General features: G+C 34.8%; 11 protein-coding genes. 4 read left to right on the forward strand and 7 right to left on the reverse strand.

The features are described 5' to 3' along the window. Positions 1-549 precede the first annotated feature (549 nt). Positions 550-981: a hypothetical protein gene (locus FBFL15_RS01960; RefSeq protein ID WP_014082996.1), complete on the forward strand. Its 432-nt coding sequence runs from the start codon at positions 550-552 to the stop codon at positions 979-981. 83 nt (positions 982-1,064) lie between these two features. Here the strand turns inward: FBFL15_RS01960 and phoU are convergent, their stop codons facing one another. The 7 genes from phoU to FBFL15_RS01995 all read right to left on the reverse strand — a co-directional run bounded on the left by phoU (position 1,065) and on the right by FBFL15_RS01995 (position 7,954). Then, on the reverse strand, positions 1,065-1,724 hold the full coding sequence (phoU, locus tag FBFL15_RS01965) for a phosphate signaling complex protein PhoU (RefSeq protein ID WP_014082997.1): 660 nt from the start codon (positions 1,722-1,724) through the stop codon (positions 1,065-1,067). 38 nt (positions 1,725-1,762) lie between these two features. Then, positions 1,763-2,521 (reverse strand): phosphate ABC transporter ATP-binding protein PstB, encoded by a 759-nt coding sequence (gene pstB / locus FBFL15_RS01970; RefSeq protein ID WP_014082998.1) that lies wholly within the window; start codon positions 2,519-2,521, stop codon positions 1,763-1,765. 48 nt (positions 2,522-2,569) lie between these two features. Next, on the reverse strand, positions 2,570-3,514 hold the full coding sequence (gene pstA, locus FBFL15_RS01975; protein WP_014082999.1) for a phosphate ABC transporter permease PstA: 945 nt from the start codon (positions 3,512-3,514) through the stop codon (positions 2,570-2,572). A gap of 3 nt (positions 3,515-3,517) precedes the next feature. After that, positions 3,518-4,714 carry a phosphate ABC transporter permease subunit PstC gene (gene pstC, locus FBFL15_RS01980; protein ID WP_014083000.1) on the reverse strand — a complete coding sequence of 399 codons (1,197 nt, stop codon included), beginning with the start codon at positions 4,712-4,714 and terminating at the stop codon, positions 3,518-3,520. Positions 4,715-4,975: 261 nt separating this feature from the next. Next, entirely contained in the window at positions 4,976-5,809 is an 834-nt protein-coding gene (locus FBFL15_RS01985) for a phosphate ABC transporter substrate-binding protein (RefSeq protein WP_014083001.1), read from the reverse strand. A 13-nt stretch (positions 5,810-5,822) separates the two neighbouring features. Further along, positions 5,823-7,112: a porin gene (locus FBFL15_RS01990; RefSeq protein WP_014083002.1), complete on the reverse strand. Its 1,290-nt coding sequence runs from the start codon at positions 7,110-7,112 to the stop codon at positions 5,823-5,825. A gap of 158 nt (positions 7,113-7,270) precedes the next feature. After that, positions 7,271-7,954: a response regulator transcription factor gene (locus FBFL15_RS01995; protein WP_014083003.1), complete on the reverse strand. Its 684-nt coding sequence runs from the start codon at positions 7,952-7,954 to the stop codon at positions 7,271-7,273. Positions 7,955-8,239: 285 nt separating this feature from the next. Between FBFL15_RS01995 and FBFL15_RS02000 the strand changes: the two genes are divergently transcribed. From FBFL15_RS02000 to FBFL15_RS02010, 3 genes are all read left to right on the forward strand, one after another. Further along, positions 8,240-11,005, forward strand: a complete 2,766-nt coding sequence (locus FBFL15_RS02000; protein WP_014083004.1) for a TonB-dependent receptor — start codon at positions 8,240-8,242, stop codon at positions 11,003-11,005. 228 nt (positions 11,006-11,233) lie between these two features. Further along, the gene (locus tag FBFL15_RS02005) at positions 11,234-12,394 is read left to right on the forward strand and encodes a hypothetical protein (protein WP_014083005.1); all 1,161 of its coding nucleotides are present in this window, start codon (positions 11,234-11,236) and stop codon (positions 12,392-12,394) included. Between the two features lie 94 nt (positions 12,395-12,488). Continuing rightward, positions 12,489-15,743 carry a UvrD-helicase domain-containing protein gene (locus FBFL15_RS02010; protein ID WP_014083006.1) on the forward strand — a complete coding sequence of 1,085 codons (3,255 nt, stop codon included), beginning with the start codon at positions 12,489-12,491 and terminating at the stop codon, positions 15,741-15,743. Positions 15,744-15,748: the final 5 nt, after the last annotated feature.

Genomic DNA, 15,748 nt, shown 5'->3' on the forward strand with positions numbered 1-15,748 from the left:
TTGAAGAGAATAAATAAATATTAAATGAATATTTTAAAATAGAACCGTATTGCTTTTTTATATAAAAACCCTTAAACCTAGCAGATTCAACACCTAAAAAGCAACTTTAGTTGCTGTAGCAACTAAGGGAATATCATTTTGATGGTTTTTAGTTTTATTGAAATGGCGGACTGAAAAGCGATGGCTATATTAGTCCAACAGGTTTTAGATATGTTTTAGTTATTGAGAAAACAAAAATAGCATATATAGAGAATGGAATGGTTTATTTAAAAAGCCCGAATAATCCATTTATTGAAATTAACAATAAGTAAACGGATGCCTTAAGTATTGTAATAGTAGATACTTAAATATAGATTGGAGTTTAGTGATTAATGAAACTTTGATTGAAGGTAATAATAGTGATGGATTTATTAAATTAAAATAATTAACAATAAATACAATACTTCGTGAAGTTTTGTACGATCCTAAAAAAATCAGCAATTTGAGAGCTTAAAAATTGTGAATTATAAAGGGGGGTTACGAAGTATTGTATTGAAAAAATGAAAAAAAATGAAAAAAATAATCTTATTAATAGTACTATCTTTTATAGCATGTAGCAAAAGTGATGCAGATAGTACTGAAAAACAATTAACGCCTAATTATCAAAATATGGTGGGCGATTGGGTATATACAACGGTTATAAAAGCAGATGGTAGTCAGGCACCCTACGTTCATTCGTGTAGTACCAATAAAGATTTTGCTCATATTATAGCCAATACTAAAATAACGTCTTATTATTATAATCCGTTTTGTACCGAACAAGAATATAATTGTAATGGCTATTATTTTGAAGGCATTAAAATCATGAGTTGCTTTAACGATTTTAATGAAGCAAGGGTTACCTCGCTTACCTCAACAACAATGAGGTTGGATTACGATCAGGATAAAGCTTTTGGAAGTTTAACCTATTATGCACGAGGTTTGATTTTGAAAAAAAGATAATTTTTTAAACACGCTTTCAGCTTAAAAAAGCCCTCAAAACATCATTGGTTTGGAGGGCTTTTTTTTTGATGAGGCAATACGAATTATATGTTTTTTTCGTGCCGTATAGAGGTGGCGTGTATCATAAAATAAACCGATTCGGCTACGTTTGTACAGTGTTCGCCAATGCGTTCGAGATGTTTGAGGGCTAGGATTAAATTGGTTCCTGAAACGATGATTTTGGAATTGTTTTTCATTTCGCTTACAATATTATGTGTAGCATCATTCGTTTTAGTTTTGATGCTGTTGTTCAAAATAAAAATGTCGCCAATGCTAGCTTCATTTAGAGTTTGAAAACAAATATTGGTTTTGATGATGATGCTTTCGATTTCTCGGGCAATAGGTTCTATATCAAATTTTGCAATTAAATCGTGTTTTGGATTGATATTTTTGGATAATTTTACGATACTCAAAGCCAAATCGGCAATGCGTTCAATTTCGTTGCTGATAGACATGGCCGACATAATAAAACGCAAATCTGACGCCACTGGTTGTTGAAGGGCAAAAACCGTTTGACAAATATCTTCTATTTTCAGGTCGAGTTTGTCTATTTTGTTTTCGGTTTTTTTAACGTTTTTTATTTCCGAAATGGGTTGCGAAAGTAATACCGCCATTACTTCAAAAATTTGATTTTCGGTAAGGTTGCTTATTTTGATAATAGCATTTTTGAGTTTGCTTAATTCTGTTTCAAGTTGCGATGCCATATTGTATATTGTTAAATGGAATTATTAAATAAAGGATATTAACCAAAACGTCCAGTAATATAGTCTTCTGTTTGTTTTTTGGTTGGTTTTGTAAAAATAGATTTTGTTTTGTCCATTTCAATCAACTCACCCATATAGAAAAATGCAGTATAATCACTAGTTCTAGCGGCTTGTTGCATGTTGTGTGTTACAATAATAATGGTGTATTGCTCTTTAAGTTCGTGTACCAACTCTTCTATTTTTGATGTCGAAATAGGGTCCAAGGCACTTGCGGGTTCGTCCATCAATACAATGTCTGGACTTACTGCTAGGGTTCTGGCAATACACAAACGTTGTTGCTGACCGCCCGAAAGCCCAAGAGCCGAGTCGCCCAAACGGTCTTTTATTTCGTCCCAAATGGCTGCTTTTCGCAACGATGTTTCTACTATTTCATCCAATTGTGATTTGTCTTTGATTCCATTGATTTTTGGACCATAAGCAATATTTTCGTAAATAGATTTTGGAAAAGGATTTGATTTTTGAAAAACCATTCCTATTTTTTTTCTAATATTTACAACATCTACATCTTTGTCATAAATATCAACTCCTTCTACAAGCATTTGACCTGTTATTTTAACATCTGGAATCAAATCGTTCATTCTATTGATACATCTCAAAAAGGTAGATTTTCCGCAACCCGATGGCCCAATAAGTGCAGTTACTTTATTGGTTGGTATTTGCATAGCAATTTCCTTCAAAGCTTTTTTTTCGCCATAATATAAGGACAAATCGTTTACTTCTATTTTTATATCTTTCATGTTTAGGGATTCTAATTTTTATATTTTGTAAAAAAAATGGGTGTGTGCTTATTTGGCTTTTCTTCTAATTCTAGATCGAATGGCTACAGCTATGATATTGAGCGATAGGGTTAAAATTAGTAAAACTAATGTAGTAGCAAACTGTATAGGCATGGTTTTTTCTACATCTGATGATTGTGTGGACATGATATAAATGTGGTAGCCCAAATTCATAAATTGGTCGCTCAACGATTTGGGTAAAGTAGCCAAATAATAAGCGGCACCTGTAAACAATATTGGAGCTACCTCGCCAGCACCTCGGCTAACGGCCAATATAGTTCCCGTCATGATTCCCGATACAGATCCAGGCAAAACGACTTGTTTGATGGTTTGCCATTTGGTAGCACCAAGAGCCAAACTGGCTTCACGAAGTTCGCGTGGAATGGTTTTGAGGGCTTCTTCTACAGACACAATAATTACGGGCAATGTAAGCAATGACATGGTAAGACTGGCCCACAAAATGTTGGGTTGCCCCCAATGCAGTTGCCCGCCATGAAACACCTTGTCGGCACCGTTGCCAACAAATTTTATAAAAAAACCTAAGCCAAAAAGGCCAAATATTATAGAAGGCACGACGGCCAATGTTCGAACTGAAAAGCGAACAGCTGCCGCAAATTTTGAGTTTTCTCGAGCATATTCTGTTAAATAAATAGCCGTAATGGTGCCGAAAGGGACTGCCGCAATCGACATGAGGATTACTAATATAAAAGTACCAATTAAGGCAGGAAAAATACCTCCTTCTGTCATTCCATTTGTGGGAAACGAGGTAATGAAGGCCCATGAAAATTGTGTTCTGCCCTGATAAACTATAATACCCAAAATGATGGCTAAGATAGCAATTATCGTAACTACGGCCATTTGAGTAATACCAACAATCAATTGGCCTTTTATTGCCTGACTTTTTGAGGTTTGATTAAAAAAAGGGTTGGGTTTTGAAATGGTTTGATTTTCCATAAATTATTTTCCTTGAAATTTTTTGATTAAGCGTCCTTTTACATAAAATTCGGCAATGGCATTGAGCCCAAATGAAAAGACAAACAACAACGAACCAATAAAAAACAACACACTATAATGGGTTTCGCCAAACACAGTTTCGGCCATTTCTGAGCCAATGGTGGCTGCAAAAGTTCGTACAGACTCAAAAGGATTTGACGATAATAAGGCGGCATTACCTGTTGCCATTAAAGCAATCATGGTTTCGCCAAACACACGACCTACACCCAACAAAAGGGCAGCAAAAATACCTGGGGTTGCCGCAGGCAAGGTAACAAAAAAAGCGGTTTGCCATTTGCTTGCTCCAAGTGCCAAACTGGCTTCGCTATATGTTTTTGGTACTGCCGAAAGAGCATCTTCTGAAATGGTATAAATAATAGGGATGGCTGCTAATGCCATAGCCACACCGCCAACAAAGGCATTTAGCCTAGATTCGTAACCAAAAAGGCTTTGAAACAAACTGGCTAAAACCATCAAAGCAAAAAAACCAATTACTACCGATGGAAATGCGGCCAGCATTTCTATGATAGGTTTGATGATTTCTTTTTTGCGTTTGGATGCAAAACACGAAGTGTATAGGGCAGCTAAAACGGCTAAGGGCCCTGCAATAAGCATTGAAATCAGGGTAACTTTGAGTGTGCCAAAAAGCAATGCAATTAGTCCAAAACGAGGGTGTTCTGATACAGGAACCCATTCTGATGTAGCAAAAGTGCTCCAAGTTTTATCGGCTCCTTCGTTGTTTTGGGCCACTTTTGGTTCTGCAATGGCAGGCTCTGGTGCATTCAAATCCTCTAGGGGTTCACCATAAGTTTCTGGTGCAATCGTTGGTGCATCTGGTGCATTCAAATCCTCTACAGGCTCGCCATAGGTTTCTGGTTTTAGTGTTTCGGGCTCTGGTGCATTCAAATCCTCTACGGGTTCGCCATAGGTTTCTGGTTTTGAGTTGTTCTCGATTACTTTTTCTGTTTGAGGCTTAGCTGATTGTCCAAAACTAAATAGCGGCAGCGATTCTTTGAAAACAAAAATAAAGATCAAAAAAATGATGGTTATCGATAAAAAAGCCACGCCCGAAATGATTTTTTCGGATAAAAATTCGGAGAGTCTGAATTGTTTTTTAAGACTTTCTTTTGTAAAGCTTTTAGGAGCAGTTTCGGAAATCATAGGATTGAATTAAAGCATGCTTAAATGGAACACAATACTAAATTAAACTTTCTCTAGATTGAAAAAGGAGACTAAATTCTAAATAAACCAGCAAAATAGATTGAGCCTATTTTGGGCGTTACCACAAGGGTCGGGCTATCCGTTTCAATCTTTTTTGAGGCAAAAAAAGCCTCAAAAAAGGATTTCCACTACTATCCCTAACGCAAAACACGGTAACTAATAGCATTTAGCTAAAAAAGGATAATTTGAAAAAGAACAAAACTATTTTACAGGAAAATACCCTACACTCGAAACAATTTTTTGACCTTCGGGACTCAAAATCCAATCGATAAATTTTTTGGTATCACCTGTTGGTTTTGTTGTCAAATACATGAATAAATATCTTGCAATAGGATACGTTTTGTTTTTGATGTTAGCCTCTGTTGGCAAAACACCTTTTGATTTGGCATCTTTTTTTACCTTACAGTCTTTTACACCTTCGGCATAAGCAGCACCACCGTATCCAATACTGTATTTGTCTTTTTTAACAGCATTGATGATGGCTGCCGTACCTGGCAACGTTTGGCATGTTGGTGCAAAATCTGTTTTAACCACATGGTCCTTAAAAAACTCAAATGTTCCAGAGCTACTTTCTCTACCATACAATTGAATTTTGGCATCATCGCCACCAACTTGTTTCCAATTGGTTATATTTCCTGCAAAAATGTCTCCAATTTGTGCAATAGTAAGTTCAGAAACTTTATTTCCTTTGTTTAAAAACACAGATAAACCGTCTTTTGCACATGGTATTTGAATGGCATTTTTACCAAATTTGGCTTTTATTTTTTCTAATTCAGCTGGTTTTATAGGTCGGCTCGAATTGGCAATTTCTGTCGAGCCATTGATTAAGGCCGCAAGCCCAACGCCCGATCCTCCACCTGTAACTTGAATAACCGTTCCTGGGTTTTTCTTCATATATACTTCTGCCCATTGCTGAGACAATATTACCATAGTGTCTGACCCTTTTATGGTAATTTTATTTAATGTGGTAAACGAATACGAAAGGGCTATCAATGCGATAAAAGCCGTAATAAGAATGTTTTTTTTAGATTTCATGTTGTTGTTTTTTTTAAAAATTAAATTGCATTTGTATTCTTAATAAATTTCCTTTTTGTCTGTTGTTTTTCAAAGCACTGTCTTCAAATGTTCGGTCGGAAATTACCCATTCTGCAACAAATTCAAAGGCTTTGAATGGTTGCCATTCTAAACCTATTTCGTAATCACGAACGATATAGCTTCTGGCATCTTTTTCAAATTTTTTGCCTCCATCATAATATTGAAATTTGGCAAACGGATATAATAATTGGTGTTTTGGAAGGTCTAATTTGTAGTTTAAGGTTACGTAACCACCTTCTAAATGGGATACCGCAACACTGTTGGTTGTTTTGTCATATCGAGGCCCTTTACCAATGTTGTATTCTGCTTGTATTCCAAAAGGTTTTGGATACAATATAAGCGAAGCAGCTAAACGTTCGTCGGCAACATTTAGCCTTTCTGGAATACCAACACCTGTCGAAATTTCGCTACTAAAAGCCCATTTACCTTTATAAGCTTGAAGTCCTGGCTCTATGATTTGATTTTTTATTTCAAATGGATAACTAATTCTCGATACAATGTGCAAGTTTCTATTTCCTTCTGATTTGTTGGCCGTTTGTCCATTATATGCTCCAAAAGCAAAAACACCATAATCGCCAGATCCTTTATAACCATCTTTGACCAACATTGCAAAACGATCTCTAATTTTGCTTGGAGCCCAATAGAAAAATGCTCCTAAATCTCGTTCGTTTGCAACAGCACTGTTCAAACCATCATTTCGATCTAACGTCAATCTGTTTTGACTTGATTGTAAATTCTCGAATCCAAAGGGTACTTTACTTTGTCCAAGTCGTACACGGTATTCTTTTTTGGCATCAAAAGATATATCGGCATACAAATCTCTAATTTGAGCAAAATGATTGACCCCTGTAGAAGGAGAACTGGCCAAATCTGGCTGTATATACACATACACATTTGGATGTACTTGTCCAGAAAAAACCAATCGGGCTCTTCTAATAAAAAAACCATTGTTTGATTGTGCATCTGATGCTGTAGAGGTGGTACCCCATGATTTATCACATTGTTCGCAGGACACTTTGTCGTTGCTAGAAAACAAACCATTGTATCTGATTTGTGCATAGCCACGAAGTGATATTTTGTCAAACCAATTGTCTTTTTTGGCTTTGGTTTTTTCTTCTAATACTTTGGCTTTATTAATAGAATCTAAAATTCTAAATACCTCTTTTGAAACAGCTTGATTATCTGTTTTTTGAGCATGAGCAAAAGTGGTTAGTACTATTAAAATTAAGGTAATTTTTTTCATTTTATTTAAATTGATCGGTTGTTTTTAACTTAGGCAAAGATGCTACCTTTATGTTAAGACCAGGTTAAAGCTGTATTATCTTAATAACAAGATATGGTTAATATAAAGTAGCTTTATTGTTAATTTAATGTTAATTCCATTGCGTCTTTTTTTTTTGCCTAACCTATCAATTTATAACCCACTCCTTTTATGGTAACAAAGTTATTATTGCCAAGTTTTTCCCTTAACTTTCGAATGTGCACATCTATAGTACGGCCACCAACCACAACATCATTTCCCCAAATTGTTTCTAAAATTTCTTCTCGGCTAAATACTTTTCCTGGTTTTGAGGCCAAAAGGCAAATGAGTTCAAATTCTTTTCTAGGCAAAATGATTTCGATATGGTCTTTTATAATTTTATAGGCTTCTTTATCAATTTGTATGCTACCAATAGTTTGAATGCTACTTGTTTCTTCTTGAGGTATGTTTCGCCTGAGCAACCCTTTGATTCTGCTCATCAACAATTTTGGTTTTATAGGCTTTGTAATATAATCATCGGCTCCTCTTTCAAAGCCTGCTACTTGCGAATAATCTTCGTTTCGGGCAGTTAGAAAAGCAATTAAAATGTCTTTCAATTCTGGAATTTTTCTAATCTGTTCACATGCTTCCATGCCATCCATGACGGGCATCATAATGTCTAATAATATCAAATGTGGTTTTTCTGACTTGGCTTTTGCTATGGCTTCTACACCATTTGTTGCTGTCATCACCTGATAGCCTTCCTGATTCAAATTGTAGCTTATAATTTCTAAAATATCTACATCATCATCAACTATCAATATTTTAGTTTTCAAATTTTTCATGTTTATATAATCAATGTTTCTGTTATTGTACCTTTTCTCAATGTTAAATCCCATTGTTGCTTGTTTTTTTGAAATACTAAAACTGGTTTGCAGTGCAAAGTTTGTCAAAAAAATATGGGTAAAAGTAGCAACAAAACAACAGCTTCAACTATGACATATACTTAATTAACCGTAATTTAATGTAGTAACAATTTGATAATAGTCTGTAAACTTAATAGTAATCTTGGGCTAACTATTAGTTCAAATGTTAGCCTTTTCTTTGCACAAATTAAAAACGACATTATAATGAAAATCCAACGCTTACTGATTGTGTTATTTTTTACATCAATTTGCTTTTCACAAAATTCTGGAACAATTGCAGGGCAAATCACAGAAAAAAACTCGGACAACAAACCGATTTCCAACGTATCCATAATAGTTACAGGTACCTCAATTGCTACAACAACCAACACCCAAGGCCAGTTTAAATTGGAATTGCCTGCGGGTCAGTATGTAGTAGGTTTTAGTTTGCCAGGATATGAATATGAAGAAATTGTTGCGGCAGTACAACAAGGAGTTGTAACCACTATCAACACAAAATTGACACCTTCAAACAATCATTTGAAAGAAGTAGTTGTAAAATCGACTTCCAAAAACCGAGAAAAAGCAACCGCATTGTTATTAGAACAAAAAAATGCAATGGCAATAAAACAAAGTATAGGGGCCCAAGAAATGTCTGCAAAAGGTATTGGTAATGTAGAAACAGGATTGACCAAAATGACGGGTATTTCAAAAGTAGAATCTAAAGGATTGTTTATTAGGGGTTTAGAAGATAGGTATAACAATTTATTACTCAACGGTATGGCAGTACCTTCTAACAGTCCATTCAAAAAAATGATTCCATTAGATCAATTTCCAACAGATGTTGTAGGATTTATGGATGTGTATAAAACGTTTAATTCTGATATTTTTGGTGATTTTTCAGGAGCTACCATCGATGTGGCCACAGCCCAACCCACAGAGGCAAAAACCAAAATAGCTTTGGGAGCTGGATTTACAACTCAAAATAGTTTACAAAATTTCCTACAATCAGTTGATGCCGATAACAGCAAAAGTTATTTTGGTTTTGGAGGTCAGGAACGCCGTTTGCCCACAGGTTATGGCAACATTCCTTCGGCAAAAATTAGTAACGATTATCAATCGACATGGGATGTAACTTCTAAAAAAGCACCCTTGAATACAAGTTTTGGCATTGGACATTCTGATAAATTTTTGTTTGGCAATAGTGGTGCAAAATTATATTATCATGTTGCAGCTCATTTAGACAATAAATACCAAATCAGACAAGGTGTAGATCGTACCTTTTCGCAAGGGCAAGGGATTTACGACAACAATTTGTATAGAACAGCATATAGCACTCAAACACAATCTTCGGTTATTTTTGGACTACAATTTAAAACCAAACGATTGCATTTGTTTTCAAATAGTTTGTTTTTGAAAACTACCGAAAACAGCATTCAAGATCAAAAAGGTTATACCCGAACAGCTGTTCAAAATCCCAACGAGTTTATCAGATTGAATCAATATGAATCTTCACAATATTTTGCCAATCAACTTTTTGGAACATATAAAATTACCGACAATGACCAACAAGGTATAGCGGCTGGTATTTCATATACAAGAACGCAATACGATATGCCAGACAGAAAATTTGTAACAGGAACTCAAACAGGCAGTAATACTATTGATACCCAATATGGTAGCAACAATTTGATCAGGCAGTTTTTTAATATCGAAAATAATTTTCATGTATCTGGAAAGCTGGAATATTATTTGAAATGGGGGCAAAACCAACACAATAAAGTAAACTTTGGATACAACGGTTTTGCAGAATATATGCAATCTGTTTTTCGATTTGCTTTTGGAAAACCAAATGGTGCTGCGATACCTTTTACTGTAAATCCAAATCAAATAGAGGCAACAATTCAACATGATGTAGCCAGTAACAAAGTGTATTTTCAAGAGGAATCATCAAGCGAGTATAAAACAAAAGTTTTTCAAAGAGCCGACGGTTTTTATTCAAATGTATTATTTCATCTAAATGACAAATTAGAAATTAATACAGGAATTAGAGCTGAAAACACCATAAGAGAGTACAAATACAGAACCATTTCCGATCCTATAACAAATCCATTTAGAAAAAAATCAGTCGAAAAATGGTATATTTTACCAGCCATAAACGTAAAATATATAGCCTCTGAAAAGGCCAATATTAGATTTGCTGCCTCAAAAACTTATACCAAACCAGTGCTTTTTGAAAGCCTAGATATTAATTTGATCAATGCCGACGGAACTACAGAAAGAGGTAACTCTAATCTACTAAACAGCGAAAATTATAATGCCGACCTAAAATTGGAAATATTTCCAACCAAAAATGAACTATTTGCAGCAACCTTTTTTGCCAAATACATCAACAACCCTATCGAAAGAACTGTACAGGCAAGTGCCACAGGAAGCGGACAAACAATCACTTATTTCAATAACAAAAGTGCCCAATTGTTTGGAGCAGAATTTGAAATATTACTACAATTATCAAGAATCAACGACAATTGGAAAGGGTGGTCTTTTGGTTTTAACACCTCATTAATGTTTACACAAGCAAATGTAAACAAAAACAGAGAAGGCTATTTTGATACTTTTGAAAAAAGAAAACTTCAAGGAGCCTCAACATGGTTGGTAAATGCCGATATAAAATATGAATTTAATATGGGCAACAATTGGAAAAACACAGCGTCTTTTGTATATGCAGTAAATGGCGAACGTATTTATGCCGTTGGCGTTGCGGGATACGATCATATATATGAAAAACCGTTTCATAAATTAGATTTTGTATGGGGTAGTGTGATTAATAAAAATTGGAATTTCAAATGGTCTATCGATAATATTCTGAATCCTATTTATAAACAAGTATTAGGCTCAAACAATCAATTGGCTATTGCCGAAACCTCCTTATTGTTACGGTCATACCAGCGAGGCATTGGCTTTTCAACAGGATTATCTTATTCGTTTTAATAATATTATCTTGATCGGTTGTATGGTTAAAATTAATCCGAAAAGCCATTTTTTATAGCAAAAGAGCCTAAGAAATTGGGCTCTTTTTTGTTTACAATTTCATAATATTTAGGAAACAATATGTTGTTTTACAGCTAACAATTATATAACGATTTACAAACTTTGAATATGAAATGTTGCGCTACATTTGTCAAAAGTTTTAAAAACAAATCAAAACAATTTTCAAAAATGAAACAATTATTTTTTAGCTTAGCTTTAGTCGCTTTATCAATAACAGGATGTTCAACTAGCGACGATGTTGAAACAATTCAACCCGTAGAAGGAGAAATAACGGGATCTATTACGACCAACAAAACCCTAGCTTATGGTAACTATACCTTGAAAGGAATTGCAACAATAGAATCGGGGGTTACTGTTATTTTTGATGCGGGTTCCAAAATTATATGTACTGCGGCAGACGGTGTAGATGCATTAGTAGTAAAAAATGGCGGAAAATTAATCATCAACGGAACGGCTTCTCAACCAGTTGTTTTTACAGAATCATCTGCAACACCAGGGGCTTGGGGTGGCATCATTATGTATGGCGATGCTCCAATAAATGGTGCGGGCGGTGTAACAAGCAAAACATCTGAAGATGGATTGAACTTGCCTTATGGCGGTACAAATCCATTGCACAATGGTGGAACTCTTAGATATGTTCGAGTAGAATTTGCGGGCAAAAAAATTACCGATGGAACAAGCGAAATGAATGGATTTTCATTTTATTCTGTTGGGTCTGAAACGGTTTTAGAAAACCTTGTTTCATACAAAGGAGCCGATGATGGTTTTGAATTTTATGGAGGAACGGTAAGTGCTTCTAATTTAATTTCTTATGGCAATTCAGACGATTCTTTTGATTGGCAAGATGGCTGGAAAGGTCAAAACAACGCAAACTGGTATGCTTATCAAATAGGTGTTGGAAATTTTGGAATGGAAATTGAGGCGTCAAACAATGATAATGCTTATTGGCCAGTAATTTCTAATATTACACTTAAAAGAAATGCTGGAACTGTAACCGAAGGGGGCTCTTCTGCTGCAGAGTATGATGCCATTCAATTTAAAAAACATGGTAATGGTGATTTTTCAAACATACTAATTACGGGTTACACAACTACTGGAGCAACTGCCGTACGAATTCAGGATGCGGCTACTAATACCTATCAAGTAAATGCCAATAAAATCAAATTAACTGCCGTAAAAATAAACGATGCAACTAGTCAATTTGCTGGTGCTGGTACATTATCGGTTGCATTTCCAAACAGTCAATATACGTTGAGTACTACTGCTACGGGAGCCAATATGACTTTAGGCAATTGGACCACAGTAAATGGCGAAAGTTTGATCAAATAACATTTTTTTTATACAAATTCAAACCACCAATTTATTTTGGTGGTTTTTTTATTTGTATTTTCGCACCAAAATAACCAATAAAAAGCCCTTTTTTATGGAAATCAACAAAGCCTCGTTCAAAATATTTAATGCCTCGGCGGGTTCTGGTAAAACTTATAATTTGGTAAAAGAATACCTGAAAATTATTTTGTCTTCCAAAAAAAATGATGCTTATCGAAATATATTGGCTATCACTTTTACCAATAAAGCAGTTCATGAAATGAAATCTCGAATTGTAAACAACCTTTCGGATTTTGCTCAAGACGAACCCAATGCTAAAACAGTAGCACTCATGACCGAAATTGCGGCAGAGTTATCCCTTTTAAACAAGCCTTTGTCTGTATTGGAAATCAAAACAAAATCGCAACAAATCATCAAACATTTGATTCATAATTATGCCGCTTTTGATATTTCTACCATCGACAAATTTACCCATAGAGTCATTAGGGCCTTTGCCCTAGATTTAGGCCTTTCTGCAACTTTTGAAGTGAGTTTAGATACCGATAACTTATTGGCCGAAGCTGTTGATTCATTAATTGCACAAGCTGGTACAGACCCCGTTTTGACCCAATTGATGGTTGATTTTACTATGGAAAAAACCGATGACGACAAATCGTGGGACATTTCAAACGAAATTTTAGAAACTGGAAAATTAATTTTGAACGAAAACAACCGACTCGAAATAGAACAACTTCAGGACATTACAATCCCACAGTTTATTGAAATAAAGCAAGTTTTATGGGCCAAAATCAAAACCCTCGAGGCCATCAATGTGGCATTGGCACAACAAGTTTTTGATTTTTTAAACAACCATCAAGTAGATTTAAAATCATTTTCGGCTCAGGTATTTCCAAAACATTTGAACACCATTTTAGCCAACCAATTTAACAACAAAAACAAAAAATTTCAATCAGAATCTGATTTCAAAATCAATAAAACCGCAAAAGACAAGGACTTGATAGAAAGTTTGTTAAGTCAATTAGTCGGATTAATGAAACCTATTTATGACAATTACGAAAAAATATATTTTCATAAAGCTTTTCTAAAAAATATTACGCCGCTTTCGCTCCTCAACAGCATTGGAAACGAATTGGCAAAAATTCAAAATGAGCAAAATTTATTATCCATATCAGAGTTTAATGCTATTATTCATCGAGAAATTCAAAACCAGCCCGCGCCATTCATCTACGAACGTTTGGGCGAAAGGTACAAACATTTTTTTATAGACGAATTTCAGGATACCTCCGAAATGCAATGGCAAAATTTGATACCACTAATCAACAATGCCACGGCCAGCGAAGATTTGATGGGTGAAAGAGGTTCGCTTATGATTGTAGGTGACCCCAAACAATCTATATACAGGTGGCGTGGCGGAAAGGCCGAACAATTTATAGAATTGAGCAACAACAACAGCCCTAACAACAACCCTTTTAGCAATCCGTCGAGACAAGTTACACAATTGGACACCAATTTTAGAAGTTTTTCTGAAGTAATTCAATTTAATAATGATTTTTTTAAAATGATGGCCAATGAATTTCAGCATTTGGATTACAAAAATATGTATGAAAACAATAGCTTTCAAAAAAACAACACACATACAGGCGGCTATGTAAACATTACTTTTATTAATGAAACCACCACACCAAACGACCTTTCGGAAGATGAAACACCAGAGGATGAGGTTTTGGAAAAAACGGATGTTTATGTGTTAGAAACCTTCCAAAAAATTAATGAATGTATCGAAAAAGGATTTCAATATAAAGATATAGCCGTATTAACTCGCAAAAGAAGCCACGGAGTTTTGATTGCCAATTACTTGACAGCACAACAAATACCAATTATTTCGTCTGAAACTTTATTGCTTAATAATGCAAAAGAAGTACAGTGTATCATACATGTTTTAAGGTATTTGAAAAATAATAATGACAAAGAATCCAAATCAAGATTTTTGCAATATTTGGCACAATACAGCCAATCCGAAATGGAAATTCATGATTTTATTGCACAAGGAATGTCGTTTGAAACAGAAAATGAATTTGAACATTGGTTGGCTCATTTCAATTTGAGTTTTTCATTTGAATTAATTAGAAAAAAATCACTTTTTGAAACAGTCGAAACCATCATTACCCATTTGATTTATCAAAACACCCAAGATAATTCGGAAAATGCTTATTTGCAATTTTTTTTAGACATCGTTCTCGAAAGAGAAGTCAAAAATCAATCGGGTATTTCCGATTTTTTAATTTTTTGGGAAAAAAAATCAGATCGTTTGAGCATTCCAACCCCCGAAGGCAATAACTCTGTTGTCATCATGACGATTCACAAATCGAAAGGATTGGAATTTCCTGTGGTTATCTTTCCATTTGCGGTAGAAGATTACAACCGAAAACCCAAAGATAAATTATGGATTACGGTGGACAAAGACAATTTTGGTTTACCTAAAGTATTGATAGACAACAGTTCAGCCGTTTCTGATTATGGCTTATTGGCCAAAGGGGTGTATGAAAGTAAAAAACAAGAAGAGGTGTTGGACAATATCAATGTGTTGTATGTTGCCCTTACTCGTGCCGAAGAGCAATTGTATATCATTACAGAATATTTGTCGCCAAAGCAAACCAAAAACAACGATGGCGAATATGAAACGCTGTATAAAAATAATATGGCATCCTATTTTATAAAGTTTTTAATACAAAAAGGATACAACCCAGCTCAGAATACCAGCTTTAAATTTGGCTCCCCAATCAAATTATCAACCCAGCCAAACAATAGCAAACCCAATATACCGATTCCAATTGTAAAACAAATTTTAGATCCCAAAAACATCAAAATTTCTCAAAAAAGTGCCATGCTTTGGGGTACCAATAGAGAAGAATCGATTGCTTTTGGTAATGTAGTTCACGAAATTTTATCGTTTATAAAAACCGCTGCAGATATACCTTTTGCCATCGAAAAAGCTTTGAATGACGGCTTGTTGCCAGTTGTGCAAATGGAATTTGTGCAAAACAGTATTGAACAAATTGTAAAACATCCGAAACTATCAGCCTATTTTAATCCTCAACATATTATTTTGAACGAAAAAACAATTATTGGCCCCAATAGTCAGACTCTAAAACCCGATAGGATGGAAGTAACCCCAACTAATAAGGTATTGCTATTGGATTATAAAACAGGAAGTTACGACGAAAAGCATTTAATGCAAATGAATTTTTACCAACAAGAAATAGAAAAAATGGGCTATACTTTACTACACAAATCATTGGTATATATTGGAAATGAAATTATAGTCTTGGATTTGTTAGCCAACGCATAAACTAA

Origin of the sequence: Flavobacterium branchiophilum FL-15, assembly GCF_000253275.1 — a bacterium.
Lineage (GTDB): Bacteria > Bacteroidota > Bacteroidia > Flavobacteriales > Flavobacteriaceae > Flavobacterium > Flavobacterium branchiophilum.

Excerpts from the sequence above, each read along its gene's own strand:
- FBFL15_RS01985 (WP_014083001.1), bottom strand. The coding sequence starts at position 5,809 with ATGAAATCTAAAAAAAACATTCTTATTACGGCTTTTATCGCATTGATA.
- pstC (WP_014083000.1), bottom strand. The coding sequence starts at position 4,714 with ATGATTTCCGAAACTGCTCCTAAAAGCTTTACAAAAGAAAGTCTTAAA.
- FBFL15_RS01990 (WP_014083002.1), bottom strand. The coding sequence starts at position 7,112 with ATGAAAAAAATTACCTTAATTTTAATAGTACTAACCACTTTTGCTCAT.
- FBFL15_RS02005 (WP_014083005.1), top strand. The coding sequence starts at position 11,234 with ATGAAACAATTATTTTTTAGCTTAGCTTTAGTCGCTTTATCAATAACA.
- FBFL15_RS01995 (WP_014083003.1), bottom strand. The coding sequence starts at position 7,954 with ATGAAAAATTTGAAAACTAAAATATTGATAGTTGATGATGATGTAGAT.
- FBFL15_RS02000 (WP_014083004.1), top strand. The coding sequence starts at position 8,240 with ATGAAAATCCAACGCTTACTGATTGTGTTATTTTTTACATCAATTTGC.
- FBFL15_RS01960 (WP_014082996.1), top strand. The coding sequence starts at position 550 with ATGAAAAAAATAATCTTATTAATAGTACTATCTTTTATAGCATGTAGC.
- phoU (WP_014082997.1), bottom strand. The coding sequence starts at position 1,724 with ATGGCATCGCAACTTGAAACAGAATTAAGCAAACTCAAAAATGCTATT.
- pstB (WP_014082998.1), bottom strand. The coding sequence starts at position 2,521 with ATGAAAGATATAAAAATAGAAGTAAACGATTTGTCCTTATATTATGGC.
- FBFL15_RS02010 (WP_014083006.1), top strand. The coding sequence starts at position 12,489 with ATGGAAATCAACAAAGCCTCGTTCAAAATATTTAATGCCTCGGCGGGT.
- pstA (WP_014082999.1), bottom strand. The coding sequence starts at position 3,514 with ATGGAAAATCAAACCATTTCAAAACCCAACCCTTTTTTTAATCAAACC.